The organism is Phenylobacterium sp., from assembly GCF_046290725.1.
In the GTDB taxonomy this organism is placed as follows: Bacteria; Pseudomonadota; Alphaproteobacteria; order Caulobacterales; family Caulobacteraceae; genus Phenylobacterium.
On the sequence record NZ_JBKBUH010000003.1, the window covers coordinates 244,244 to 268,747 of the forward strand.

The following is a 24,504-nucleotide window of genomic DNA, read 5'->3' on the forward strand; positions in this document are numbered from 1 at the left end:
GGTCGATTCTGAACGCGACCTGAACTGATTTTGCTCCTTAACCGTAGTCTTCCTTGCGCCCTTGGCAAGCGCGGCCCGCGCGGCTGAACTCGAGCTCCCACCCGTGGCAAGGCGCCGCACCCACGGCGAGCCCCAGGGTGGGGGCGGTTAACCGGAGCCGGTTAATTCTAAAGCTTGGTAGGAAAACGGGAGGGCGCCTTGGCGTCGGCCGAAACCACAGCACCCGTCACATTCGCCGATGGCGTGGAACGATCCTACGCCCTGACTCTGCAGGGCCTGCGACTGCCGTGGCAGGTGTCATTGGCCTTCAATCTCGTCACGGCGGCCGCGGCGGCTCTGCTTGCGTCGCCGAGCTTTGCGGCGGTGTGGTTCATCGCGTCCTTCGCCCTCGATCTCGTGCTTGGCCGCCTCTATGCGCGCTGGCTGCCGAGCGCCAACGAACTGCCGAACAAGGCCGGCGTGCGTAGGCTTGTGGTCTGCTGTTTCATCCGGTCGAGCGGATGGGTGGCCGCCCCGATCGGCGCCATCCTCCTCAACGATTCCCCCGCCTCCTACGCTTTCCTGGCGCTCACGGCGGCGTCGCTGGCGGCGACGGCCGCCTCGGCGGGTTGGGCGTCCATGGGGGTTTGGTTCGCAACCGCCTCGCCGGCGATCCTGGGCGCCTTGGCCGTCGCCTTGCCGCAGGGGACTCTGCGGCCGGGCGTAGGTCTGATGTTCAGCCTGGCCGGCTTCCTCTTCACTGCGCTCCTCATCGCCCTGGCCACCCGTCGCCTCATCGCCGCCGCTGTCCAGGCGACGGAGCAGTCGCAACGGGCGATGGCCGAGTTGAAGGCCGCGGTCGCGCGATCCGAAGCCGCCGAGCGGAGCGCCCAGGAGGCGCAGGCTTGGCTGGCGCGGTCGGAGGGGCGGCTGAACCTCGCCATGCAGATGGCTCAGATGCATGTCTGGGAAATGGACTATGAGCGGCGGGAGCTCTTCAAGTCCGGCGGGGAGGACACCTTCTTCGCCACGCCGAAAACCTATGAGGAGCTGGAGGCCGACATCTTCTCCACAATCGATCCCCGCGACCGCGAGACTGTGAAGGACGCCTGGATCGCGTACCTCAAAGGGCGAGCCCCGTTCCATCCTGAGTACCGCGTGGCGCGTCCGGACGGCCAGGAGATATGGGCCGCGTGCAATCTTCAGGTGGACGTGGGAGCCGACGGAAAGCCTCTGCGCGTCGTCGGGGCGCTCCAGAACATCACCGCCCGAAAACAGGCCGAACAGATGCTATTGCGGGCGAAGGACGCCGCCGAGGAGGCCAATCGGGTCAAGAGCCAGTTCCTTGCCAATATGAGCCACGAGATCCGCACCCCGATGAACGGGGTGATCGGTATGAACGACCTGCTCTTGCGAACCGATTTGTCGGCCGACCAGCGCCGCTACGCAGAGGCCGTGAAAGTCTCCGCCGACGCACTCCTGGACATCATCAACGACATCCTCGATCTCTCGAAGCTGGAGGCAGGGAAGGTCGAGCTCGAGACCGTCGACCTCTCGCTTCCCGAGGTCATTGAGGATGTGGTCGTGCTCCTGTCGCCAAAGGCCTCGGAGAAGCGACTGGAAATCGCCTGTCTTGTGGAGGAGAGCGCGTCCGCGCCGATCAAGGGCGATCCGCTGCGCCTGCGCCAGGTCTTGCTCAACCTCGCATCGAACGCCGTCAAATTCACCGAGGAGGGGCATGTCGCCGTCGAGGCGCGGGCCTATCCGGGAGAGAGCGGCAGGCTGCGCGTGCGTGTGGAGGTACAGGACACCGGCATCGGCCTGAGCGCCGAACAGAAGGGTCGCCTGTTCCGCAATTTTGAACAGGCCGACAGCTCCACCACCCGCAGGTACGGCGGCACGGGCCTCGGCCTCTCGATCTCGCGCCAGCTCATCGAACTCATGGGCGGCCAGATCGGCGTCGAAGACCGTCCGGGGGGCGGCAGCATCTTCTGGTTCGAGGTCGAGTTCGAGGCCGGCGAGGCGATGGGCGAACGCCGGAGGAACTGCCGCCTCGAAGGCCTGAGGGTCCTGGTCGTCGACGATCTGGCGATCAATCGCACCGTCTTCCGTGAGCAACTGCTGCAGGAAGGCGCCCTGGTCGAGGAAGCAGCCAGCGGCGCGCAGGCGCTTGAGCGCCTCGACCGGATCCAGCAGAGCGACCGCCCCTTCGACCTCATCCTGATCGACCATCAGATGCCGGAGCTCTCAGGTGAAGATGTGATCGCGCGGCTGCGGGCCGCCGACTACGCCCAGCCGAAGGTGGTGCTCGCCTCTTCCATGGGGGGACCGCCGCAGGACAGGTCGGGTTATGACCTCTTCCTCGCCAAACCCGTTCGGCGCGCTGAACTGGTGGAGCGGATCGGCGCGCTGATGCTCGGGCGGGCCGATCCGCAAGTCGAGGCGCCGGTTCCGCTCTCGCTGGAGGACGGGCGGCTGGCTCGGGTGCTCCTGGTGGAGGACAACGATGTCAACATTCTGCTCGCGACGGAGATACTCAAGCAGGTCGGCTTTGCTGTGACCTGCGCCAAGAATGGGAAGGAAGCCGTCGCCGCCGCAACGGCGCACGCCTACGACCTGATCCTGATGGACGTCCATATGCCAGAGATGGATGGGCTTGAGGCCACGCGCCGCATCCGCGCCCTACCAGGCGCAGGCGCGTGCGTTCCCATCGTCGCCATGACCGCCAACGCCATGGCGAGCGATCGGGAGGCATGCCTCCAGGCGGGCATGGACGCCTTCGTCTCCAAGCCGTTCAAGCCGGAGGAGTTCATCGGCGTTCTCGAACAGGTCCTGGGAGAGGCCGCCTAGGCAAGCCTTCGCCGAAGGATCAAGAGCGGCGGATTTCGAACCAGACGGCCGCGGCGGCGCCGATCAGCCCCGAAAGAATGATCACGGCGAAGACGACGGCCGTGGCGGTGCTTTCCTGCATCATTTTGACCCTCGTGAACGGTTGCACGGGACGCCGTGCAACTCCGGCGCCGTCAACGGGGATAGACGTGCGAGGTTCCCTGCGGGTCTTCAACGCGATGGCCGACGTCAGCGGGCGCGATATAGGCGGGGCCTGCCGGCGCCTTGCCGTGTCCGCCGGGGATGTCGAGCACATACGTCGGCTGGCAGAGACCGGAGTAACGGCCCCGCAAGGCGCGCATGAGCGCCTGGCCTTCCTCGAGGCTGGTGCGCAAGTGGGCCGTGCCGGGCGCGAGATCGCCGTGATGCAGGTAGTAGGGCTTCACCCTGGCCTCCACGAAGGCCCGCATTAGAGCGCCGAGGGTCTCGACGTCGTCGTTCACGCCGCGCAGCAGCACGGTCTGGCTGACCAGGGCGACGCCGGCCTCGAACAGCCGCGCGCAGGCCGCCCGCGCTTCTGGCGTCATCTCCCTCGGGTGATTGGCGTGCACCGCGACATAGACCGTGGGACCGGGGGTTTTCAGGGCCGCCAGCAGATCCTCGTCCACGCCGGTGGGATCGACGACCGGCACGCGGGTATGGAAGCGCACGACCTTCACGTGGTCGATGGCCGCAAGCCGCCGCATCAGCGTGCCCAGGCGTCGCCCCGACAGCACGAAGGGGTCCCCACCGGTGACGATCACCTCCCAGATTTCCGGCCGTTCGGCGATGTAGTTGAGGGCGCGATCGAGCGCCTCCCCGGCGAGCGGCGGCTCGCCTTGCGGCCCCACCCGCTCGCGCCGGAAGCAGAACCGGCAATAGACCGCGCAGGTGTGGGTGATCTTCAGAAGCACCCGGTCGGGATAGCGATGGACGATCCCTTCCACCGGGCTATGGGCGTCGTCCCCGATGGGGTCGGGGTCTTCGACCGGTAGCACCTCGAGCTCCGCCGGGTCGGGCAGGAACTGGCGCGCGATTGGGTCGGCCGGGTTGTCGGCGTCGATCAGTTCGGCGACCGTCGGCGTCACCGCCACCGCATAGCGCGCGGCCACCGCCTCCAGGGCGGCGACCCGCTCGGGCGGAACAAGCCCCGCCGAGGCGAGGGCTTCCGGGCTGCGAAGGGTCTGGGCGGCGGGCATGGGCAGCGCCCATATGGGCGAAGGGCAAGGCGCACGCAATGCGGCGTCGACTTCAGGCGCTCCCCCTCCGTCATGCGTCGCTGTTGCTCGGCGCGCCACCTCCCTCAGAGGGGGCTGTTCAGCGCCAAAATCCTCCCCCGCTGGGAGAGCTGGCCGAAGGCCTGACTGAGGGGGTTTTGACTTCGTCGCCGACTGGCTCACGCAACCGGCGTCCAGAGCACCTGCTCGATCCGCTGGGCGCCGGCGGCCAGCATGACCAGGCGGTCGAAGCCGAGGGCCGCGCCGGCGGCGGGCGGCATGTGCGCCAGCGCCGCCAGGAAATCCTCGTCGATGGGATAGCGCTCGCCGTAGACCCGGGCCTTCTCGTCCATCTCGGCCTCGAACCGCCGCCGCTGCTCGGCGGGGTCGGTCAGTTCCCCGAAGGCGTTGGCCAGCTCCACCCCGCAGACATAGAGCTCGAAGCGCTCGGCCACGCGGCGGTCGCCAGGCTTGGGACGGGCCAGCGCGGCCTCGGCGACGGGGTACGCGCAGAGGATCGAAGGTCGGCCGATCCCCAGCTGCGGCTCCACGCGCTCGACGATCACCCGGCTGAAGACGTCGGCCCAGGTGTCGTCGGCCGCCACGCGCACACCGGCCGCCGCGGCCTCGGCCGCCAGCCTGGCGCGGTCGGTCGCGCCGCCTTCCGCCACCGAAGCCAGCAGGTCGATTCCGGCGAACCGTTCGAAGGCTTCGGCGACGGTGATCCGCTCGGGCTCAGCGAAGGGATCGGCCTCCCGGCCGCGCCAGGCGAAGGTCCTGGTCCCCGCCGTTTCGGCGGCGATACGCAAGAGGTCCGCGCAATCGTCCATCAGCGTTTCGTAGGGCGTGTCGGCCCGGTACCACTCCAGCAGGGTGAACTCCGGATGGTGCAGAGGGCCGCGCTCGCGATTGCGCCAGACCCTGGCGAAGTCGAAGATCTGCGTCTCGCCGGCGGCCAGCAGCTTCTTGCAGGCGAACTCAGGCGAGGTGTGCAGGTAGAGCGCCCGCGCCTGGCCATCGGGCCCGAGGATCTCGGTGGCGAAGGCGTGCAGATGTGCTTCGTTCCCCGGAGAAACCTGCAGGGCGGCCGCCTCCACCTCCGTGAAGCCCTGGCCCTCGAAATGTCGGCGCAGGGCCGCCTTGATCCGGTTGCGGACGGTGAGAAACGGACGTCGGTCCTGATGCGCTTCGCGCCGCCACCAGGCTTCGGAGGGCGGCTCGGTCACCCGGCTTCGCCTACGCAAACCGTCGCGCAGGGCGCGCGGAGACTAGCGATATCGGCCAGGATCATTATAGCAGCGCCCGAACAAGCCATTCATCGCAGGCGCGCGCGCCGATACGAGGAACCAAAGACGTGAAGGTTATCGCCAGCTCGCTCCGGAAGGGCAATGTGGTCGATCTCGACGGCAAGCTCTACGTCGTCCTGAGCGCCGAGAACATCCATCCCGGCAAGGGCACGCCGGTCACCCAGCTGAACATGCGCCGCATCTCCGACGGGGTGAAGATCTCCGAGCGCTACCGGACCACCGAGCAGGTGGAGAAGGCCGTGGTCGACGACCGGCCCCACACCTTCCTCTATCAGGACGGCGACGGCTTCCACTTCATGAACCCGGAGACCTACGACCAGCTCACCGCTTCCGCGGACATGGTCGGCGACTCCGCGCCCTATCTGCAGGAGGGCATGACGGTGATGCTCTCCACCCACGAGGGCAATCCGATCGCACTCGAGCTGCCCCGCACGGTCTCGCTTGAGATCGTCGACACCGAGCCGTCGGTGAAGGGTCAGACCGCCTCCTCCTCCTACAAGCCGGCCGTGCTCTCCAACGGCGTCCGCACCATGGTGCCGCCCTACATCACCGTAGGCACCAAGGTGGTGATCCTCACCGAGGACAACAGCTACCTGGAACGCGCGAAGGACTAGGCCGCAATCTTCAGGCGGGCAGGGCCACGGCGACGGCCGCCAGGGTCAGCCCGCCCACGAAGACCACCGAGCCGAGGCCGAGGATCACGCCCAAGGCGACGACGAGGCCGTCGCCGGCCGCCAGGCCGAGGCCGATGATGGTCGCCCCGAAGGCCGGCGCCATGTTGGTCATCGGCAGGGGAACGGCGATCAGGAGGGCGAGCGCAAGGATCAGCGCGCCCAGCAGGCGTTCGGCGCCCGGATGGGTGATCAGGCTCCAGCGGGGCCGCAGCCGCCGCTCCAGCGGGCGCAGGCGGGCCGCCGCCGTCTCCAACGCCTTCAGGGCGCCGGCGCGGGGCAGGGGGCGTCGCGCGATGAAATCGGGCAGGCGTGCGCCGCCGCCGCGGATCATCTGGATACCGAGCAGCGCCAGCGGCACGCCGAAGATCGAGGTCATGCCCGGCACGCCGGGCATGCAGGCGGGCAGGGCCAGCAGGAGCAGCACGTAGCCGCCCGCGCGCGAGCCCAGACGTTCGAGGACGCCCGACAAGGTTATGTGGTCGGCGGATTCTTCGCGCACGGCGCTGGCGATCCGCCAGACGACCCCACGCGGCGAGTCCTCGAAAGGCTGAGCCACGTTGCTACCCGGTTTTCAGGGACGCGCCGGCCGGGGAGGGTCTGCGCTTCAACCTAGATGATGCTTGGCCCGCGCCGCCGCAATGGGCGCGAAGTCGCATTCGCCGAATGCGGGGCGGGCGTGTCGCACGCGCCACAGGGGGAAGGGGCGATCAGGCCTGGGCGCCGAGGGGGCCGGACCCTGCGTCGGGCAGAGGAAACCGGATCTCGCACCTTACGCCTTCCGGCGGGAACGAGAGCCGGACCGCCCCGCCGAGCTCCCGTGCGAGGCTGCGTTCGAGAAGGCGAGAGCCGAAGCCCTGGCGCTCCGGGGGCGCCACCTGCGGGCCGCCCGTCTCGCGCCAGATCAGCTCCAGAACGCCGTCGGAGAGGCGCCATCCGACCTCGACACGACCGTCGGGCTCCCGGAGCGCGCCGTACTTCACGGCGTTGGTGCCGAGCTCGTGCAGCGCCATGGCCAGGGCGAGCGCGCTGGCGGGCTCCAGCTCCACCTGCGGGCCGGCCAGCCGGAACCGGGACGTGGGTTCCGTTTCGAAGGGCGAGACGGCGCCTTCGATCATCTCGCGCAGTTCGGCGCTCTCCCAGCGCCGGGCGGTCAGGAGGTTGTGGGCGGCCGAAAGGGCCATCAGCCGCGCTTCATAGGCGTCCCGCGCCTCGGTGACGTCTCGGGAGGCGCGCAGAGTCTGGGCGCCGATCGACTGCACCGTGGCCAGGGTGTTCTTCACTCGGTGGTTCAGCTCATTGATCAGGAGCTGCTGGCGCTGTTCGGCGCGGGCGCGCTCGGCGAGCTCGCGCTGCGCCGCCTGGAAGAGGCGCGCATTGTCGATGGCGATCGCCGCCTGGGCCGCCAAGCCGGCGATCAGGCGTTCCGCCCGTTCGGTGAAGACCCCGGGCTCCGGGTGCCCGAAGAAGAGGCCGCCGATCACCTCGCCGGACCGCGACCTCACCGGCATGGCGAGATAGGCCCGCACGGGAAGGTGCCCCGCGGGCATGCCGAAGTGCGGCGCTTCGCGCCCGTATCTCGGATCTTGGGTGATGTCGTGGACGCGAACCACGCCCTCGCCCTTGAAGGTGGGGGCGAACACGGCGGTGGCTCGGGGGTGGCCGAACTTCTCGAAAGCCGAGCGCGGCGCGCCGGAAAGTGCGTAGAGCATGTACGACCCGCCGGACTCCGCGGGTACGTTGTAGAAGAAGGCCCCGAACCGCGCGCCGCTGAGGGAGACGCCCGCGTCGGTGACCACCTGGACGGCCTTGTCGAGGTCCAGCTCCGCGGCGATGGCGGCGCCGGTCGCGTTCAGGATCTCCAGCGCCTCGGTCTCCGCCCGCAGGCGCCGCTCGCTGCGGCGCAGCTGCTCCTGATTGCGCCGCTCGTCGCCCACCGCGGCCAGGATCAGCACCGTCGCGGCCATGACGGCGATGAATTCCTGGGTGAGCAACACGCGGGCCGAAGCGGATTCGGTCAGGGCGAAGGGCCCCACGCCCATCACCGCGGCGGCCACGGCCGTGCCGCCCGTCGCCACGAGGGCGAGGGCGGCGCCGGGCGCGCCGAACGCCAGCGCCGCCCAGACGAGGGCCGGAAACGTCGCCCAGGCGCGCGACGGATCGAGGTCCGGCCGAAGGAAGACCAGATAGGCGAGCGCCGTGCTCGCCAGGACCGTCGCCGCCAGATGGATTCCGTCCGACAGGCGCATGGCCGCGCGGCGCCGGGCCCAGGCCAGAATGGGCGGCGCCAGGATCAGGACGCCGGTCAGGAAGCCGAACCACCAGTTCTGCAGGGCCGCGACGTAGGTCGGTCCGGAGACGCCGCTGGCGCCGAGCGCAAGCGCGCCGGAGCCCATGGAGATGGTCGCGCCGGCGACGCCCCCGCCGAGCACGAGCCACAGCATGCCCTTGAGCTGGTCGAGCCTCGGCTCCAGTCGCAGGGGACCGAGCAGCAGCACCGGGACCACCGCCCCCAGGGCCGTGCCGAATGCGACGACCAGATCCGCCCACAGCGGCAGGGACGACTGGACCGTGAAGGCGGCCATCAGGCGGCCGAGCACGATCCCCGGCCACAGGCGCGCCCCGCCCAGGACCAGGAAGGCCAGGGCGACGCCGGCCGCCGGCCAGAAGGGCGTGCCGGCGCCCGGCACGGCGGCGAACCGCAGCCCCGCCACCGCGGCGGCCCAGTAGAGGGCGGCGAGGGCCAGGGCTGCAGCCAGGGGGCCTGGACGGACGGGCAGCCAGGCCGAAAGCGCGCCCACGCCGTCGCCGGGCCGCCTCATCGGTCGGCCGGGCGGCTATGGATCGAACGGCCCGCCATGCTGCGCTCCCCCCTCGGCCGCTTAGAACCGATAGAAGCGCAGCTTGTTCCGCTTCGGATTGTGGATAAAGGCCTTAAAGCAGCTGCAGGTTGACGGCGGAGGTCTTTCCGCTGCGCCGGTCCTGCTCGAGCTCGTAGGCCACCCGCTGACCTTCGTGCAGGGCGCCGAGGCCCGCGCGCTCCACCGCCGAGACGTGCACGAACACGTCCTGGCCGCCGTCATCCGGCTGAATGAAGCCGAAGCCCTTGGTGGAGTTGAACCACTTCACTGCGCCTTCGCCCGCGCCCAGCACTTCGCCGGAGCGTCGCGGGGCGCTGAAACCGCGCATGCCGCCGGGGCCGCGGTCGTCGCGCATCGGCGCGCGGGGCGGGGCGCGCCGCGCCGAGGGGCCGGCGGAGGCCAGGAGCTGCAGGTCGCTGGCCGCCGGCTTGCCGGAGCGGCGGTCCTGGGTGAGCTCATAGGAAACCTGGTCGCCGTCGTTGAGGCCCGGCAGCCCGGCCTGCTCGACGGCGGAAATATGGACGAAAACGTCGGGGCCGCCATCGTCAGGCGTAATGAAGCCAAACCCCTTTGCAGCGTTGAAGAACTTTACGGAGCCGGTCGTCATCATGCCCTCATCAAAAATCTCGGCCCGGCCTCATTAGCAGGTTTGGCGCGGCTGGCGAGTGGGTCTTAGCAAGCACAAACCCCATGGTCGGCTCAACTCCCGCCGATGCGGAACCTCAGAACCGCTTCGAAGGCGGAGCGTTGCCGTCTTGCAACGGCGAGGAGGACGTCTTGGAACTGGATCGAAGGGGTCTGCTCGCAGCCGGCGGCGCAGTGGTCGCCGCCAGCACCGCCTTGAGCGCCTGTGAGAGCGGCGAGGCGCGGCCACGGCGGCGATTTCGCGACGCCGGCGCGTGGCGGGGCGTGCGCGACCAGTTCGCCCTGTCGGATCGCGACATCCACATGAGCGCCATGCTCATCTCCTCGCACCCGCGTATCGTGCGGGAGGCCATCGAACGGCATCGCCGCGAGCTCGACGCCAATCCTGTCCGGTACCTGGAGGCCAACAACGGCCCTCGTCGCGCCGAGACCTTGGCGGCGGCGGCCCGCTATCTCGGCATGGATGGCGACGATATCGCCCTGACCGACTCCACCACCATGGGGATCGGGCTGGCTTACAACGCCTTGAGGCTCCGGCCTGGCCAGGAGATCCTGACGACGGACGAGGACTACTACGTCACCCACGAGGCGGTGCGCACGGCCGCAGGGCGCGCGGGCGCGAGCGTGCGGCAGATCCCGCTGTTCGATCGGGTGGAGGCGGCGACGCCGGAGGACCTGGCTCGCCGCGTCGTCGGCGCCGTCGGGCCGCGCACGCGCGTGCTTGCGCTCACCTGGGTGCACTCCAGCACCGGGCTGAAGCTGCCGGCCGCGGCGATCGCCCAGGGCCTTTCGGAGATCAACGCCGGGCGGGACGAGGACGACCAGGTGATTTTCGGCCTGGACGCCGTGCACGGCTTCGGCAATCAGGATTTCGACTTTCCAGGCCTTGGCTGCGACATCCTGATGGCCGGCTGCCACAAATGGCTGTTCGGTCCCCGCGGCACGGGAATATTGGCCGCCAGCCGACGCGGGTGGCAGGCTATGCGCCCGATCATCCCCAGCTTCACCGACGACGGAGTCTTTTCCGCCTGGCTCGAGCAGCGGGACCCGCAGGGGGCGACCACCGCCAGCCGCATGACGCCCGGCGGCTTCAAGGCGTTCGAGCACTACTGGGCGCTCGCCCAGGCCTTCGAGTTCCATCAGGAGATCGGCAAGGCGCGGGTCGCCCGGCGCACCGCGGAACTCGCCGGTCAGCTGAAGGCGGGGCTCGCCACCCTGCGGGGGGTGTCGCTGCGTACGCCGCGGCCCGAAGCGCTTTCGGCCGGCATCGTCTCCTTCGACGTCGATGGACACGCGCCCGAGGCGGTGGTCTCGCGCCTCCGCGATCGCGGCGTGATCGGCTCGGTCGCGCCCTACGCCACCCCCCACGTTCGGCTGACGCCCAGCATCCGCAATACGCCGGGCGAGGTGGACGCGGTGCTGGCGGAGATCCGAGAGATCGCCGCCTGACGGACCGGGGTCAGGGGTTCGGCGTCGCGGTGGTCGCCGGATCCCCTTCGGGCGCCGTGACCACCACCGAGGCTCCGGCCTGGGGGCGTCGCGGCGGCGGCGGCCGCGCCTTCGGCGGCGTTCTGCAGCTGGGTGTCGCTCACCTGGCTTTCGGGGAGCGGTGTCGAGACCTCGGCCGTCGCGCCGTTTGCCTCCGCAGAAGCTTCGCGTTCCTGACCTCCGCACGCGGCGAGCAGGGCGCCCAAGGCGAGCGGCGCGGCGAAGTGAATGTATGAGCGCATGTGAAATCTCCGGTGCGGGTCGCGAAACCGCCCGCGGCGAAACCGCGGGCGGTGGCAGGACGCCAGACTAAGTCGTCCGGCTGCCGAACTTAGCGGGGGCTGCCGTCTTCCCAGAAGTACCGGCCGGTCCGGGAGTCGTAATAGTAGTAACGCCGGGCCCGCTCGTCATAGTACTGGCGGCGATTGCCGTCGTAGCGGGGCGTCGTCGCCGCGCCCAGGGCCGCGCCCGCCGCGCCGCCGACCACGGCGCCGGTCACAGACCCGTCCACGGCCGCGCCGACCGCGGCCCCGGCCAGACCGCCCGTAGCCGCCCGTTCCGTCATGGTGGTTCCGCATGCCGCCAGCGTCAGAGCGCCGGCCGAAGCGATAGCGATGGTCACAACCTTCATAGCCAATCCTCCTCGCGCCCGCCCGTTGTTCCGATACGGAGTTGAACGGGCCTGGTCCGAAGCGGTTCCTGGAATCCGGCCGAGAACGCCTCCGTCCGATAAGCGTTGGGAGGCCATGGAACCTTCAGGGCCGCCGGGCGCGGCAGCCAAGACATGCGTGTGATGCGACGGGCGGGGCCCGGAGGCGGCGGCTTGTCCGGGAAGGTTGTGGTCGTCACCGGCGCTTCGGCGGGTATTGGGCGCGCCGTGGCGCTGGAGGCCGGGCGGCGCGGCGCGCGGGTCGCGCTCATCGCCCGGAGCGCCTCGGCCCTGGAAGACGTGCGCTCGGAGATCGCCGCCGCGGGAAGCCGGGCCCTGGCCCTGCCGCTCGACGTGGCCGACGCCCAAGCGGTCGCTGTTGCGGCGGAGCGGACGGAAGCGGAACTCGGCCCCATCGACGTCTGGATCAACAACGCCATGGCGACGGTGTTCTCGCCGGCGTCGCGCCTGCGCCCTGACGAGATCGTGCGGGTGACGGAGGTCGCCTATCTGGGAACGGTGTACGGCACGCTGGCCGCGCTTGAGGCCATGAGGCGTAGAAATCGCGGCGTGATCGTCGAGGTCGGCTCGGCGCTCGCCTTCCGCGGCATCCCCCTGCAGGCCGCCTATTGCGGGGCCAAGCATGCGATCCGGGGATTCACCTCGTCGCTCCGTGCGGAGCTGATCCACGAGAAGAGCAAGATCCGGATTTCGGAAGTGCACCTTCCGGCGGTGAACACGCCCCAGTTCGACTGGGCGCGCGCCCGCATCCCCTGCCGGCCGAGGCCCGTGGGAGAAATCCACGCCCCGGACGTGGCCGCCGATGCGATCCTGACGGCGGCCCTGCGGCCCCGTCGTGAGTACTGGCTGGGCGCCAGCACGGCCCAGACGGTGCTGGGTCAGGCCGCGCTCCCAGACCTGATGGACCGGCTGATGGCGAGGATGGCCTGGGAAGGGCAGTACGACGCAGCCCCGCACGATCCCGACGCGCCGAACAACCTCTTGGAGCCCGTCCCCGGCCTCCATCGCACCGCGGGCCGCTTCGTCGCCGAAGCCAAGGATGCCGCGCCGCTTCTCGACGGATCAGCGATGCGGGTCGCCGTGATTCTGGCCGGGGCCTTGGCGTTCTTCGTCGCCGGAACCGCGTTTGGAGCATCTCGCCGCTAGTCGTGCGGCTCGTCGGGGGCGGCGGCGTGCTTGGCTTCGGCCAGGTTGAAGGCGGTGTCCACCAGGGCGAAGTGGGAGAAGGCCTGCGGGAAGTTGCCCAGTTGCCGGCCGGCGCGGGGATCGTACTCTTCGGCCAGCAAGCCGACGTCGTTGCACAGCCCGACCAGGCGCGCGAACAGGGCTTCGGCCTCCTGGTGGCGCCCCTGCAGGATCAGGTTGTCGGCGAGCCAGAAGCTGCAGGCCAGGAAGGCGCCCTCGCTCCCGTCGACGCCGTCCGGCGCGGCTTCGGGGTCGTAGCGCAGCACCAGGCCTTCGCAGGTGAGGTCCCGCTCGATGGCGCGGACGGTTCCAACCATCCTCGGGTCGTCCGCCGGCAGGAACCCGACCAGCGGGATCAACAGGGTGGCGGCGTCCAGCGCCTTGGTGTCGTAGGCCTGGACGAAGGCGCCGAGATCGGGGTCGAAGCCGCGCTCGCAGACTTCGGCGTGGACCTCCGCGGCCAGGGCCCGCCAGCGCGCGGCGGGGCCGTCGCAGCCGAATTCCTCCACCGCCCGCGCCGCGCGGTCGAAGGCCGCCCAGGCCATGACCTTCGAGTGGACGAAGTGGCGCGGCTCGCAGCGCACTTCCCAGATGCCTTCGTCCGGTTCGCGCCAGAGATCTTCCAGATGAGCCATCAGGGCCTTCTGCAGGCCCCAGCTTTCCTCCTTCAGGGTCAGGCCCAGAGCGCGAGCCTGGTGCAGGGCGTCCATGACGCTGCCGAACACGTCGATTTGCAGCTGGTCATAGGCGCCGTTGCCGATCCGCACCGGGCGCGAGCCTTCGTAGCCGGGAAGCCAGTCGAGTTCGAGTTCCGGAAGGCGCCGCTCGCCGGCCACGCCGTAGAGCGGCTGAAGCTGCGCCACGTCGCCCGCCACGGCGCGCAGCAGCCAGTTGCACCAGGCCTCCGCCTCCCGGCGGTGGCCGGCGTTCATCAGGGTCAGCACGGTGAAAGTGGCGTCGCGCAGCCAGCAGTAACGGTAGTCCCAGTTGCGGCCGCCGCCGATCTTCTCGGGCAGGGAGGTGGTCGGCGCGGCCACGATCCCGCCGGTCGGCGCATAGGCCAGCGCCTTGATGGTGATGAGCGAGCGGTTCACCGCCTCCGGCCAGGCCCCGCGATACCGGCTCTTCCCCGACCAGTCGCGCCAGAAGTCCAGCGTCTCGGCCAGTGCGGCCTCCGGTTCGCAGGGCTCCGGCGTATAGACGTGCGACGGCTCGTAGGTCAGCACGAAGTCGCAGGTCTCCCCGGCCTCCAAGGAGACGCTGGCGCGGACCTCGGCGCCCTCGATCGTAAGCTCGCAATCGGCCTTCAGGATCACCGAATGCGGCCCGGCGACGGCCCGCACCGCACCTTCCTGCTGGTGAACCCAGGGCGAGATCCGGCCGTAGTCGAACCTGGGGCGCAGGATCATCTCGATCTTCGCCGTCCCGGACAGGCAGGCCGCCCGCCGCACGATCTGCGGATCCTCGTTGCGTGGCCGCATGAAGTCGGTGAGGCGCAGCCGCGCGCCGGCCTGGTCTTCAAACTCGGTCTCCAGCACCAGGCTTGCATCCCGGTAGCGGCGGCGCGCGCTCGGCGCCGCGCCGGCCGGGCCGATGCGCCAGAAGCCGTGCGCCTCGTCGCCCAGCAGCCGCGCGAAACAGGCCTCGTCGTCGAATCTCGGCCAGCAGAGCCAGTCGATCGCGCCGTCACGGCCGACGAGCGCTGCGCTGTGGCCGTCTCCGATCAGCGCATAGTCCTCTATCCGCGGCATCGCGGCTCCTTGGCGATCGACCTTACGATGGGGGTGGCGTCAGGCCGGGCGGTCGCCCGGGCGCGCGCCTTCCGCCAGCCGGGTCAACAGGCCGGCCAGCTCGATGGGCATCGGGAAGACGATGGTGGAGTTCTTGTCCGCGCCCACATCGTAAAGGGTGTTGAGATAGCGCAGCTGCATCGCCGCCGGCTCCCGCGCCAGCGTCGTGGCGGCGTCGACCAAGGTCTGCGCGGCCTGCTGTTCGCCCTCGGCGTTGATGATCCGGGCGCGGCGGTTGCGCTCGGCCTCGGCCTGGCGGGCGATGGCGCGGACCATGCTTTCGTCGATGTCGACGTGCTTGATCTCCACATTGGCCACCTTCACGCCCCAGGCGTCGGTCTGGCTGTCCAGGATCGCCTGGATGTCCTTGTTCAGCTTGTCCCGCTCGGCCAGCATCTCGTCGAGCTCGTGCTTGCCCAGCACCGAGCGCAGCGTGGTCTGGGCGAGCTGGCTGGTGGCGGCCAGATAGTCCTCCACCGCGATCACCGCCCGGTCCGCGTCGACCACGCGGAAATAGACCACCGCGCTCACCTTCACCGAGACGTTGTCCCGGGAGATGACGTCCTGGCTCGGCACGTCCAGCACCACGGTCCGCAGGGAGACCCGAACCATCTGCTGGATGATCGGGATCAGAAGGATCAAGCCTGGCCCCTTCACCCCCGAGAACCGGCCGAGCGTGAAGATCACGGCTCGTTCGTACTCCCGCAGGATCTTGATCGCCTGGGCCAGGATCATGGCCAGGACGACAGCGAGGGCGATCCAGGTCGCCCAGTCGAGCATCGGAGCAAGCACAGGAATCTCCTCTAGACAGCTGATTTGTCGTGGGGTTCTACGGTCAAGGTCAGGCCGCTTCGCCCGGTGACGCGGGCCCGGCCGCCGGCCTCGAGCGGGGTGGGAGACCGGGCTTGCCAAGTCTCGCCGTGGAGAGCGACCAGGCCTTGGGCTCCGGACCAGCTCACGACCTCGGCGACGGCGCCCAGCAAGGTGTCCGCCCCCGAAACGACGGCCACGCGCCGGCTGCGCATGGCCGCGCCGAGCGCCAGCACGAAGTAGCCGAGGCTCGCCAGGGTGACGGCGATCACCACCCCGGGCGCGACCCGCATCTCCGGAACCGGCCCCTTGAAGAGCAGGAGCGAGCCCAGGGCGAAGGCGATGGCGCCGCCGACGCCGATGATCCCCAGCGACGGGGTGAACGCCTCAACCGTCATCAGAGCGATGCCGAGCACCAGCAGGCCCAGCCCCGCATAGTGGACGGGGAGGAGGTTGAGCGCGAAGAGCGCCATGACCAGCGCGATGGCGCCCACCACGCCCGGGCCGACTCCGCCCGGCGACAGGAACTCGAAGATCAGGCCGTAGACCCCGACCAGCAGAAGCAGATAGGCCACGTTCGGATTGGTCAGGACGCCTAGAGCCCGGGTGCGCCAGTTGGGCGTGATTTCCACCACGCTGCGTCCGGCGAGGCTCAGCACCTGCGGCCGGCCCGCCACCTGCACCGTGCGGCCGTCGGCCTGGGCGAGCAGCTGCTCCAAGTCGCCGGCGACGATCTCCACCACCCGCTCGCGCAGGGCGCCCTCGGAGGTGAGCGTCGCGGCCTCCCGCACCGCGCGCTCCGCCCACTCGGCGTTGCGGCCATGTAGGGCCGCCAGCGAGGCCATGTAGGCGGCCGCATCGTTCACCACCTTGGCCGACATGGCGTCGGCGGGCGGAGTGTCGGAGCCCTTCTCCTCCCCCTCCTTCGGCGCAGGACCGGGCAGGGGCGAGCCCGGCCCGCCCAATTGAACCGGCGTCGCCGCGCCCAGGTGCGTGCCCGGCGCCATAGCGGCCAGGTGGCTGGCGAAGAGGATGTAGGTCCCGGCGCTGGCCGCCCGCGCGCCGGCGGGCGCCACGTAGGTCGCCACGGGCACGTCCGAGGCCAGGACGGCGGCGATGATGTCGCGAGTGGCCGAATCCAGCCCCCCCGGCGTGTCCATCCGCAGCACCACCAGCGGCGCGCCCCGTTCGCGCGCGGTTTCGAAGCCTTCCAGCAGGTACTCGGTCGTGGCCGGGCCGATGGCGCCCTTCACGTCGAGCAGGACCACAGGCCCCGGCTGGCTTTCCTGGCCCTGGGCGGCGGTCAGGAAGCCGGGCAGGGCGAGCGCCAGCGCAAGCACGAGCCACGCCATCGTCCTCATGGGCCAGCCGATCGGGCTCTGCGGATCTCGTTGGGCGCGCACGCCGGCGCCTCCTCTCCCGTCTCGAAGGTCTGGGCGCCCCGCAGGTCCGCATCGCGAGGCGTCCTCGGAAACGCCTCACGGCCAAGTTCGTTCGCGAAAATCGGCGGGCCTGGCGCCTATTTCGGATTCACAGGCCCCGGCGGCATCTCGCGGTCGGTGGTGTCGGACTCCGGCGGCGGCAGGGTCGGCGGCGTGCTGGGAATCGGCGCCCCGGGCGCTTCGGGCGGCGGAATCGGTTCGGGGTTCACCGCCAGGCCGGCGGCGTCCTCGCCGGAGGCCTGGGCTGCGGGCGCTTGCGCCGCCTCCTGGGTCTCCGACCCGTTGGCGCAGGCCGCGAGGCCGAACGCGGCGAGGATCGGGACGAGGGATCTCATGGGGTTTCCTCCTCGTCCTTAAACCCGCCGGCCGCGTCAGGGGTTCACAGTCCGAACGGCCAGGTTTCGTCCGGCCCTGCCTCGACCCTCGTCGGGATCGCCGCCACCGGCGTGGTCTGGTCGAACCAGACATAGGCGTCGAACTGCTGGGGCAGGGAGCAGGCGGCGTAATGGCTCCATCGCTCGGTCTCGGGGCGGTAGATGACGCCGATGAAGCGTTCCAGCCGCGGCTCCAGCAGGCGGTGGCGCAGGTCCGCGTGCATGCCCTCGCGCAGGTCCAGCAGGAACCGCTCGACCCCGCTGTCGTGGGCCAGCCGTTCGCAGCTGTCGGGCAGGGAAGGCCTGATCGCCTTGATCTCCATCGGCCCGTCCCAGTCGGAGGCGCAGGCGACCTCGCCCCCGTGGCAGCCGAAGCCGATCAGGGCGGCCTGCGCGCCGAACCGCTGGCGGCAGAGCTGGCCGAGGTTCAGTTCCTCGCGCACCACGCCCATTTCCGTCTTCGAGGCGTCGCCGATGTGCGAATTGTGCGCCCAGACCACCGCCTTGGCGTCGGGGCCGCGGGCCTCCAGGAGCGCGCAGAGCGTCTCGAACATGTGGGTGTCGCGCAGGTTCCAGCTCTCGCCGGAGGCGTAGTACATGGCCCGGTAGTAGGCTTCGGCGCTCTTCACCAGGCGGGCGTTGGCGGCGGCGTCCAGGAAGCTCTCGCCATCGCGCGCGGCGTAGTCGAGCCTGCGCTGGAGCAGGTCGTGCAAGGTGGCGACTACGCCCGCCTCGCACTCGGCGTAGCCGCGGCTCAATGCCATGCGGCCATAGGCCTGAGGCTCCTTGGCCCAAGGAGCGAGGCAGCCGTAGCGCTCGCGCGCCACCTTGCCCGCCTCCGGGTCGACACGGTCGAGATAGTCCAGCACGGCGCGGATTGAGGCCGTGAGGTTGTAGAGGTCGAGCCCGTGGAAGCCGGCGCGGTCCTCCGGCGGCCGCTCGAGGTTCCAGTCGCGCAGCCAGCGCAGGAAGGTCTGGACCTCTTCGTTGCGCCACATCCAGGTGGGGAAGCGGTGGAAAGGCGGGGCCGCGTCCGACGGCTGCGGCAGGCCGCGGACGAAGCGGTCCACCGCGGCGGCGTCCGGCCAGTCGGCTTCCACCGCCACGATGCGCACGCCGTGGCGTTCGATCAGCCGCCGGGTGATGGCGCAGCGGGCGCGGTAGAATTCGGAGGTTCCGTGGCTCGCCTCGCCCAGCAGGATCACGCGCGCGCCGGCGAAGCGGTCGAACGGTTCGGCGAAGTCCGGCGCGTCGGGCGAGGGCAGGGGCTCGGCCGCCTGGCGGATGAGCTGCGGAATCGTCGGTTCGGCGGCCGGCGTCCGGAAGCTTCGCGGCTCGGCGGGCCGCCGGTCGTCCGCCTCGTTCCAGCCGAACTCGCCGATCAGCGGCACGAACATCACCCCGCCCAGGTCCTCTTCCTCGAAATGGGTGGCGTCGATGCGGGTCACCTTGATCAGGCGCTGGTCGCGTGGCGCCTCGCCTACCGGCATCACCAGCCGTCCGCCGATCTCCAACTGCTCCTTCAAGGGCTGGGGTATGGCCGGGCCGCCGGCCGCGGCCAATATGGCGTCGAAGGGGGCGGCTTCCGGCCAGCCGCGGGTGCCGTCGCCGGTGCGCAGGGTGACGTTGTCATAGCCCAGCCTGGCCAGCTGGGCCGCCGCCTGGTCCGTCAGCCTCTCGTGCCGCTCGATGGCGTAGACGTGGGCGGCCATCCGGCTCAGCACCGCGGCGGCGTAGCCGGAGCCGGCGCCGACCTCCAGCACCCGGTCGCCGGGCCGAAGGTCGGCCGCGGAGATCATCATGGCGACGATATAGGGCTGGGAGATGGTCTGGCCCTCGGCGATGGGTAAGGCGGAGTCCTCGTAGGCGAACTCCTGCATGCCTTCGGGTACGAATATCTCGCGCGGAACCTGCCGCAGGGCTTCCAGAAGCTCGGGATCCTTCAGGCCGCGGCGAGCCACCTGCCGCTCGACCATGCGCGCGCGCGCGTCCGTCCAATCTACCATGGGAGACCTCCCGGGCGGCAAACCGCGGGAGCTGGCCTCCTGTTCCGCTTCGCGGTTTGACCCGCGCCAAGGATATGCTAATGCGAATAAGTCGCAATTCGATCCGGCGCAGCGCCGGCCGGCGCGGGGGTGTATGTCGAGTTCGGATGTCATGGATCAGACCGCCGTTCGGGCGAGGGCCAAACGCAAGGCCCAGCTGCGGGCGGCCCTGCTGCGCCAGACCCTGCGTTGGCACTGGATCAGCGCGGCGATCTGCCTGACCGGCATGCTGCTGTTCGCCGCCACCGGCTTCACCCTCAACCACGCCGAGACCCTGGAAGGCTCGAGCCGGGTCAGCGAGCAGAAGGGGACCTTGCCCGCGCCGGTCCTGTCCGAGCTGCGCGCCGCCCAACCCGGCCCGCTGCCGGACTCCGTGCGTGGCTGGGCGGTCGAGGCCCTGACCCTCTCCATTCCGGCCGGCCTCGCCGTCGAATGGTCGCCGGGCGAAGCCTATCTCGCCCTGCCGCGGCCGGGCACCGACGCCTGGATCAGCATCGATCTGGAAACTGGCGAGGCGCTCTACGAACGCACCGACCGCGGCGCCGTCGCCTTCCTCAACGACCTGCACAAGGGCCGGAACATCGGTCCCGCCTGGCGACTCTTCATCGACGCCTTCGCCCTGGGCTGCGTGGTGTTCTGCGTGACCGGCCTGATCCTCCTGCAGCTGCACGCCCATGCCAGGCGCTCGACCTGGCCGCTGGTCGCCCTGGGTCTCGCCGTCCCATTCCTGCTGGTCCTCGTCCTGATCCATTGAAGGTGAAGCTTTCCATGCGTCCGTCGCGCCTGCCCGTCCTCGCCGCCGCGCTCGCCGTCCCTGCCGCCGCACAGGGCGCCGAACTGGCCGTCGGGGTGGAGATTCCGCGCCTGAGCGTCGCCGAATATCATCGGCCCTATGTCGCCCTCTGGATCGAGACGCCCGACCAGGCGGCGGTGAAGACGCTGGCGGTCTGGTACGACGTGCGGGCGAAGAACGACAAGGGCGCCAACTGGCTGAAGGACCTTCGGCAGTGGTGGCGGCGCGCGGGCCGCAGCCAGAGCCTCGCTGACGGCATCGCCGGTCCCACCCGCGCGCCCGGCCGCCACCAGCTGACCTTCGCCGCCGCAGCGATCGGCGACCTGGCGCCCGGCTCCTACAACCTTGTCGTCGAGGCCGCCCGCGAGGTCGGCGGCCGCGAGGTGGTGCGAACCCCCTTCGCCTGGCCTGCGGGCGGCCGGGGCGGGTCGGTGTCGGCCAGGGGCGCGGAGGAACTGGGCGAGATCACGGTCGCCGTGCGCCCCTAATGCGGGTGGCCGTTCCGCTGGGTCTGGAGCCAGATCGGGTGCGGCCGCGCGGGGGGCGGCCGGTCCGGCTCTCGGGCCCGGCCATGGGCGTCGGCTGGACGCTTCAGGCGCTGGCGGCGCCGGACCTGCCCGATGCGGCGATCGCCGGCGCCGTGCAGGCCGCGCTCGACGAGGTGAGCGTCCAGATGAGCGATTGGGACCCGGAAAGCGACCTTTCCCGGTTCAACCGCGCCCCGCCCGGCTGGTTCGAGGTTCCGGCCCCAATGATGGAGGTCGTCCAGGCCGGCCTCGAGCTCGCCCGCCTCACCGAGGGCGCCTTCGACCCCACCCTCGGCCGGCTGACGGCGCTCTGGGGGTTCGGCCCGCCGGGTCCTGTCGCTCGCGCGCCCAATCCCGTCGCGCTGGCCGCGGCCGAAGTCGGCTGGCGCAGGCTGGGCTTCGATCCGATCGGCGGCCGGCTCCGCCAGCCCGGCGGTTTGCGCCTGGACCTTTCCGGCATCGCCAAGGGCTATGGCGTCGACCGCGCCGCCGCGGCTCTGAACACCCTGGGCTTGCAGGACTTCCTGATCGAGGTTGGCGGGGAGTTGCGCGGCGCGGGCGTGAAGGCGGGCGGCGCGCCCTGGTTCGTCGAGATCGAGCGGCCGCCGGGACTCGCCTGCGAGGCGCCGCCGATCCTGATCGCCCTGCACGACCTCGCCGTCGCGGCCTCCGGCGACTGGCGCCGCAGCCTCGATCTCGACGGGCGGCGCGTCAGCCACACCCTCGATCCGGCCGCCCGCGCGCCGGTCGCGGGCGAAGTGGCCGCCGTCGCCGTCCTGCACCCCTCCTGCATGCAGGCCGACGCCCTTTGCACGGCGCTCTGGGTGATGGGGTCTGAGGCCGGGCTCGCCTTCGCCGCCCGCTACGGCCTGGCCGCCCTCTACATGCTGCGCGACGGGGCGGGTCTGCGCGAGGCGGTCTCGCCCGACTTCGCCGCCTTGTTGGACGACGAACCGACGCCGGTTTGACCCGGCTCAAGGGCGGCGTCTCGCCCGTAGGCTAGGCAGGGGGCCGAACTCATCCAGGGAACTGGTTTATGCCGCTCAAGCCGCCCGACCTGCCGGCCGTCCGTTCCGATCCGGGATTCGCCGCTGCCGGTGATCGCGAGTGGCACGCCATTCCGGCCGAAGCTGCGCTTGCGGCCCTCGCTTCGTCGGAGGTCGGCCTGACCGAAGAGGAGGCGGAACGCCGGCTTCGGGTCGTCGGCCCCAATCGCCTGCCGCAGGGCCGGTCTCGGAGCGCCGCAGCCCGATTCTTCCACCAGTTCCGCAACCTGCTCATCTACGTACTTCTGGCTGCGGCAGCCCTGTCGGCGGCCATCGGCCATCCGGTGGATTCGGCCGTCATCCTGGCGGTGGTCCTGATCAACGCCCTGATCGGCTACGTGCAGGAGGGGCGGGCTGAGCGGGCGCTAGAGGCCATTCGCGGGATGATCGATCCCAGCGCTTCGGTGATCCGCGCGGGGCGGCGCGTCACCGTCGCCGCCCAGGAGGTCGTACCCGGCGACATGGTGTTGATCGAGGCGGGCGACCGCGTGCCGGCCGACCTGCGGCTCGTGCGTGCGCGAGGGCTGAAGATCGACGAGGCCGTGCTCACGGGCGAATCCGTGCCGGTCGAGAAGGCGACGGCGATCGTCGCGGCCGATGCGCCGCTGGGCGACCGCCTCTGCCTCGCCTTTTCCGGCTCCTTCGTGGCCGCGGGGCAGGGATGGGGCGTGGCGGTGGCGACGGGTCAGGCCACGGAGCTCGGGCGGATCAGCGCCCTGTTGGGCGCCGTCGAGCGGCTGGCCACGCCGCTGATCCGCCAGATGAACCAGTTCGCCCGTCAGGTGACGGTGGCGGTGCTGGGCGCTTCGATCCTGCTGTTCGCCTTCGCCGTCCTCGTGCGCGGTTACGCCCTGGATGACGCGTTCATGGCCGTCGTCGGACTAGCTGTGGCGGCGATACCCGAGGGCCTGCCTGCGGTGATGACGATCGCGCTCGCGGTGGGCGTTCGGCGCATGGCCCGCCGAAAGGCCATCGTCCGGCGGCTGCCGGCGGTGGAGACGCTCGGGGCCGTATCCGTCATCTGTTCCGACAAGACAGGAACCCTCACCCGAAACGAGATGGCGGCCCGCACCCTGGTCGTTCCGGGGCGGATCGTAGAGGTCGATGGGCAAGGCTACGAGCCCGAGGGCGTGTTTCGCGACCGGACCGGATTCCTTGAACCGATGCAGGATCCCACCTTGGCGGAGCTGCTGGCCGCCGGTCTCCTGTGCAACGACGCGCATCTGCGCCGCGCCGAGACCGGTTGGACCGTCAATGGCGACCCCATGGAAGGCGCGCTGGTGGTCTTGGCCAGCCGAGCGGGAGTCGATCCCGATGCGGCCCGGGCCGCTTGCCCGCGCCTGGACGAGATTCCGTTCGATTCACGTCATCGCTACATGGCGACGCTCAATCGATGCCTCGCCGGCCCCGTCGCCTATGTGAAGGGTGCGCCCGAGCGGGTGCTGGAGATGTGTGCGGTCGCGGACTCCGAGCGCGAGCACTGGCGCGAGCTCGTGGATGGCCTGGCCGCGGGCGGGCAGCGGGTGATCGCCCTGGCTTGTCGCGAGTTGGCCGCCGATGTGACGGGCCTTGCGCCCGAGCAGGTGGAGAGCGGGCTTCGGCTGCTTGGGCTCGTCGGCCTCATGGATCCGCCGCGGGAGGAAGCCGTCGCCGCGGTGGCCGAATGCCGGACCGCGGGCATCCGCATCAAGATGATCACTGGCGACCACGCCGCCACCGCCCGCGCGATCGCCGCTCAACTCGGCATCGACGAGGGTTCGACGGCGGTCACGGGCGGCGACCTCGACCAACTGGAACCCGAAGACTTTGCGCGCCACGCGCGGGAGGCCGCCGTGTTCGCCCGGACGAGTCCGGAGCACAAGCTGCGCCTGGTGGAATCGCTCCAGGCCGGCGGCGCCGTGGTGGCGATGACCGGCGACGGGGTGAACGACGCGCCGGCGCTCAAGCGGGCCGACATCGGCGTCGCCATGGGCCGAAAGGGCACCGAAGCCGCCAAGGAGGCTAGCGAACTCGTCCTTGCCGACGACAATTTCGCCTCCATCGTCGCCGCCGTGCGCGAAGGCCGCACGGTCTACGACAACCTCACCAAGGTGATCGCCTGGACGCTGCCCACCAACGGAGGCGAGGCGCTTACGATCATCCTGGCGGTGCTCTTCGGGCTGACCCTGCCAGTCGCACCCATTCAAATCCTCTGGATCAATATGGTGACGGCCGTGTGTCTCGGCCTGACCCTCGCCTTCGAGCCGACGGAGCCTGGAACCATGCTCCGCCCGCCGCGTCCGCCCGGCCGCGCGCTGCTCTCCGGCCGCCTGCTCTGGCGGGTGATCTTCGTCTCGATGCTGATGGTGGCCGGCGCCTTCGGCGTCTTCGCCTGGGCGCTCGAGCGGGGGCTTGGGACCGCCGAGGCCCGGACCCTGGTGGTCAACGCCATCGTCGTCATGGAAATCTTCTACCTGTTCAGCGTCCGCTACGCCTATGGCGCCTCCATCACCCGGCGTGGCGTGCTCGGGGCCCCGGCCGTGTGGCTCGGAATCGCAGGCGTGGTCGCCGCCCAGCTGGCCTTTACCTATGCGCCGCCGGTTCAGGCGGTATTCGGAGCGGCCGCCATCGGCGCGCTGGAAGGAATCGTCGTGGTCGGCCTGGGTCTCGCCATGCTGTTCGCCACCGAAGTCGAGAAGCGGATCGCCGCGGCGCTCCACCCCCGCCGGCGGGCCAGCCCTTGATCGGGATCAAGGCCGACGCAGTTCGGACTTGATAGCCCGACAAGATCGCCAAGAGGAGCTTTC

19 protein-coding genes and 2 pseudogenes are annotated in these 24,504 nt (G+C 70.4%); 8 read left to right on the top strand and 13 right to left on the bottom strand.

The window, feature by feature from the left end; translation table 11 throughout:
• Nucleotides 1–198: 198 nt before the first annotated feature.
• Complete coding sequence (locus tag ACK41C_RS18080) at nt 199–2,829, top strand: response regulator (protein ID WP_409657201.1); 2,631 nt, start codon at nt 199–201, stop codon at nt 2,827–2,829.
• 173 nt (nt 2,830–3,002) lie between these two features.
• Here ACK41C_RS18080 and ACK41C_RS18085 read toward each other — a convergent pair whose 3' ends face one another.
• Nucleotides 3,003–4,046 (bottom strand): lysine-2,3-aminomutase-like protein, encoded by a 1,044-nt coding sequence (locus tag ACK41C_RS18085; protein WP_409657204.1) that lies wholly within the window; start codon nt 4,044–4,046, stop codon nt 3,003–3,005.
• A gap of 197 nt (nt 4,047–4,243) precedes the next feature.
• Nucleotides 4,244–5,290 (bottom strand): EF-P lysine aminoacylase EpmA, encoded by a 1,047-nt coding sequence (epmA, locus tag ACK41C_RS18090; protein WP_409657207.1) that lies wholly within the window; start codon nt 5,288–5,290, stop codon nt 4,244–4,246.
• 128 nt (nt 5,291–5,418) lie between these two features.
• Between epmA and efp the strand changes: the two genes are divergently transcribed.
• The gene (gene efp, locus ACK41C_RS18095; protein ID WP_409657209.1) at nt 5,419–5,985 is read left to right on the top strand and encodes an elongation factor P; all 567 of its coding nucleotides are present in this window, start codon (nt 5,419–5,421) and stop codon (nt 5,983–5,985) included.
• Between the two features lie 10 nt (nt 5,986–5,995).
• Here the strand turns inward: efp and ACK41C_RS18100 are convergent, their stop codons facing one another.
• The 4 genes and pseudogenes from ACK41C_RS18100 to ACK41C_RS18115 form a co-directional block, all read right to left on the bottom strand.
• Complete coding sequence (locus ACK41C_RS18100; protein ID WP_409657212.1) at nt 5,996–6,601, bottom strand: exopolysaccharide biosynthesis protein; 606 nt, start codon at nt 6,599–6,601, stop codon at nt 5,996–5,998.
• A 151-nt stretch (nt 6,602–6,752) separates the two neighbouring features.
• Entirely contained in the window at nt 6,753–8,864 is a 2,112-nt protein-coding gene (locus ACK41C_RS18105) for an HWE histidine kinase domain-containing protein (protein ID WP_409657215.1), read from the bottom strand.
• Nucleotides 8,865–8,976: 112 nt separating this feature from the next.
• Nucleotides 8,977–9,192, bottom strand: coding sequence for a cold-shock protein (locus ACK41C_RS18110; protein WP_409657449.1), 216 nt, complete (start codon nt 9,190–9,192; stop codon nt 8,977–8,979).
• 120 nt (nt 9,193–9,312) lie between these two features.
• Nucleotides 9,313–9,510: pseudogene (locus tag ACK41C_RS18115) on the bottom strand (cold-shock protein); the annotation flags it as partial.
• 170 nt (nt 9,511–9,680) lie between these two features.
• On the opposite strand from ACK41C_RS18115, the gene ACK41C_RS18120 reads away from it, so the two are divergent.
• On the top strand, nt 9,681–10,997 hold the full coding sequence (locus ACK41C_RS18120) for an aminotransferase class V-fold PLP-dependent enzyme (protein ID WP_409657218.1): 1,317 nt from the start codon (nt 9,681–9,683) through the stop codon (nt 10,995–10,997).
• A 370-nt stretch (nt 10,998–11,367) separates the two neighbouring features.
• Here ACK41C_RS18120 and ACK41C_RS18125 read toward each other — a convergent pair whose 3' ends face one another.
• Entirely contained in the window at nt 11,368–11,667 is a 300-nt protein-coding gene (locus tag ACK41C_RS18125; protein ID WP_409657222.1) for a hypothetical protein, read from the bottom strand.
• 192 nt (nt 11,668–11,859) lie between these two features.
• On the opposite strand from ACK41C_RS18125, the gene ACK41C_RS18130 reads away from it, so the two are divergent.
• On the top strand, nt 11,860–12,852 hold the full coding sequence (locus tag ACK41C_RS18130) for an SDR family oxidoreductase (protein ID WP_409657226.1): 993 nt from the start codon (nt 11,860–11,862) through the stop codon (nt 12,850–12,852).
• Here ACK41C_RS18130 and ACK41C_RS18135 read toward each other — a convergent pair.
• The 6 genes and pseudogenes from ACK41C_RS18135 to ACK41C_RS18160 all read right to left on the bottom strand — a co-directional run bounded on the left by ACK41C_RS18135 (nt 12,849) and on the right by ACK41C_RS18160 (nt 19,313).
• A complete protein-coding gene (locus ACK41C_RS18135) occupies nt 12,849–14,207 on the bottom strand; it encodes a glycoside hydrolase family 15 protein (protein WP_409657451.1) in 1,359 nt (452 codons plus the stop codon). The two genes, ACK41C_RS18130 and ACK41C_RS18135, sit on opposite strands and share 4 nt — an antisense overlap.
• Nucleotides 14,181–14,645, bottom strand: a pseudogene (locus tag ACK41C_RS18140) (trehalase-like domain-containing protein); the annotation flags it as partial. The pseudogene ACK41C_RS18140 and the gene ACK41C_RS18135, both read right to left, overlap by 27 nt.
• 36 nt (nt 14,646–14,681) lie before the next feature.
• A complete protein-coding gene (locus ACK41C_RS18145) occupies nt 14,682–15,473 on the bottom strand; it encodes a slipin family protein (RefSeq protein ID WP_409657229.1) in 792 nt (263 codons plus the stop codon).
• A gap of 11 nt (nt 15,474–15,484) precedes the next feature.
• On the bottom strand, nt 15,485–16,894 hold the full coding sequence (locus tag ACK41C_RS18150; RefSeq protein ID WP_409657232.1) for an NfeD family protein: 1,410 nt from the start codon (nt 16,892–16,894) through the stop codon (nt 15,485–15,487).
• Nucleotides 16,895–17,010: 116 nt separating this feature from the next.
• A complete protein-coding gene (locus ACK41C_RS18155; RefSeq protein ID WP_409657235.1) occupies nt 17,011–17,268 on the bottom strand; it encodes a hypothetical protein in 258 nt (85 codons plus the stop codon).
• A 44-nt stretch (nt 17,269–17,312) separates the two neighbouring features.
• A complete protein-coding gene (locus tag ACK41C_RS18160; RefSeq protein ID WP_409657238.1) occupies nt 17,313–19,313 on the bottom strand; it encodes a protein-L-isoaspartate(D-aspartate) O-methyltransferase in 2,001 nt (666 codons plus the stop codon).
• Nucleotides 19,314–19,464: 151 nt separating this feature from the next.
• Between ACK41C_RS18160 and ACK41C_RS18165 the strand changes: the two genes are divergently transcribed.
• From ACK41C_RS18165 to ACK41C_RS18180, 4 genes are all read left to right on the top strand, one after another.
• Nucleotides 19,465–20,106: a PepSY-associated TM helix domain-containing protein gene (locus ACK41C_RS18165; RefSeq protein ID WP_409657241.1), complete on the top strand. Its 642-nt coding sequence runs from the start codon at nt 19,465–19,467 to the stop codon at nt 20,104–20,106.
• 14 nt (nt 20,107–20,120) lie between these two features.
• Nucleotides 20,121–20,633: a DUF2271 domain-containing protein gene (locus tag ACK41C_RS18170; protein WP_409657244.1), complete on the top strand. Its 513-nt coding sequence runs from the start codon at nt 20,121–20,123 to the stop codon at nt 20,631–20,633.
• A complete protein-coding gene (locus ACK41C_RS18175; protein WP_409657247.1) occupies nt 20,633–21,640 on the top strand; it encodes an FAD:protein FMN transferase in 1,008 nt (335 codons plus the stop codon). Before ACK41C_RS18170 ends, ACK41C_RS18175 begins: the two co-directional genes overlap by 1 nt.
• Nucleotides 21,641–21,708: 68 nt before the next feature.
• Nucleotides 21,709–24,441, top strand: coding sequence for an HAD-IC family P-type ATPase (locus ACK41C_RS18180; RefSeq protein WP_409657250.1), 2,733 nt, complete (start codon nt 21,709–21,711; stop codon nt 24,439–24,441).
• Nucleotides 24,442–24,504 lie beyond the last annotated feature (63 nt).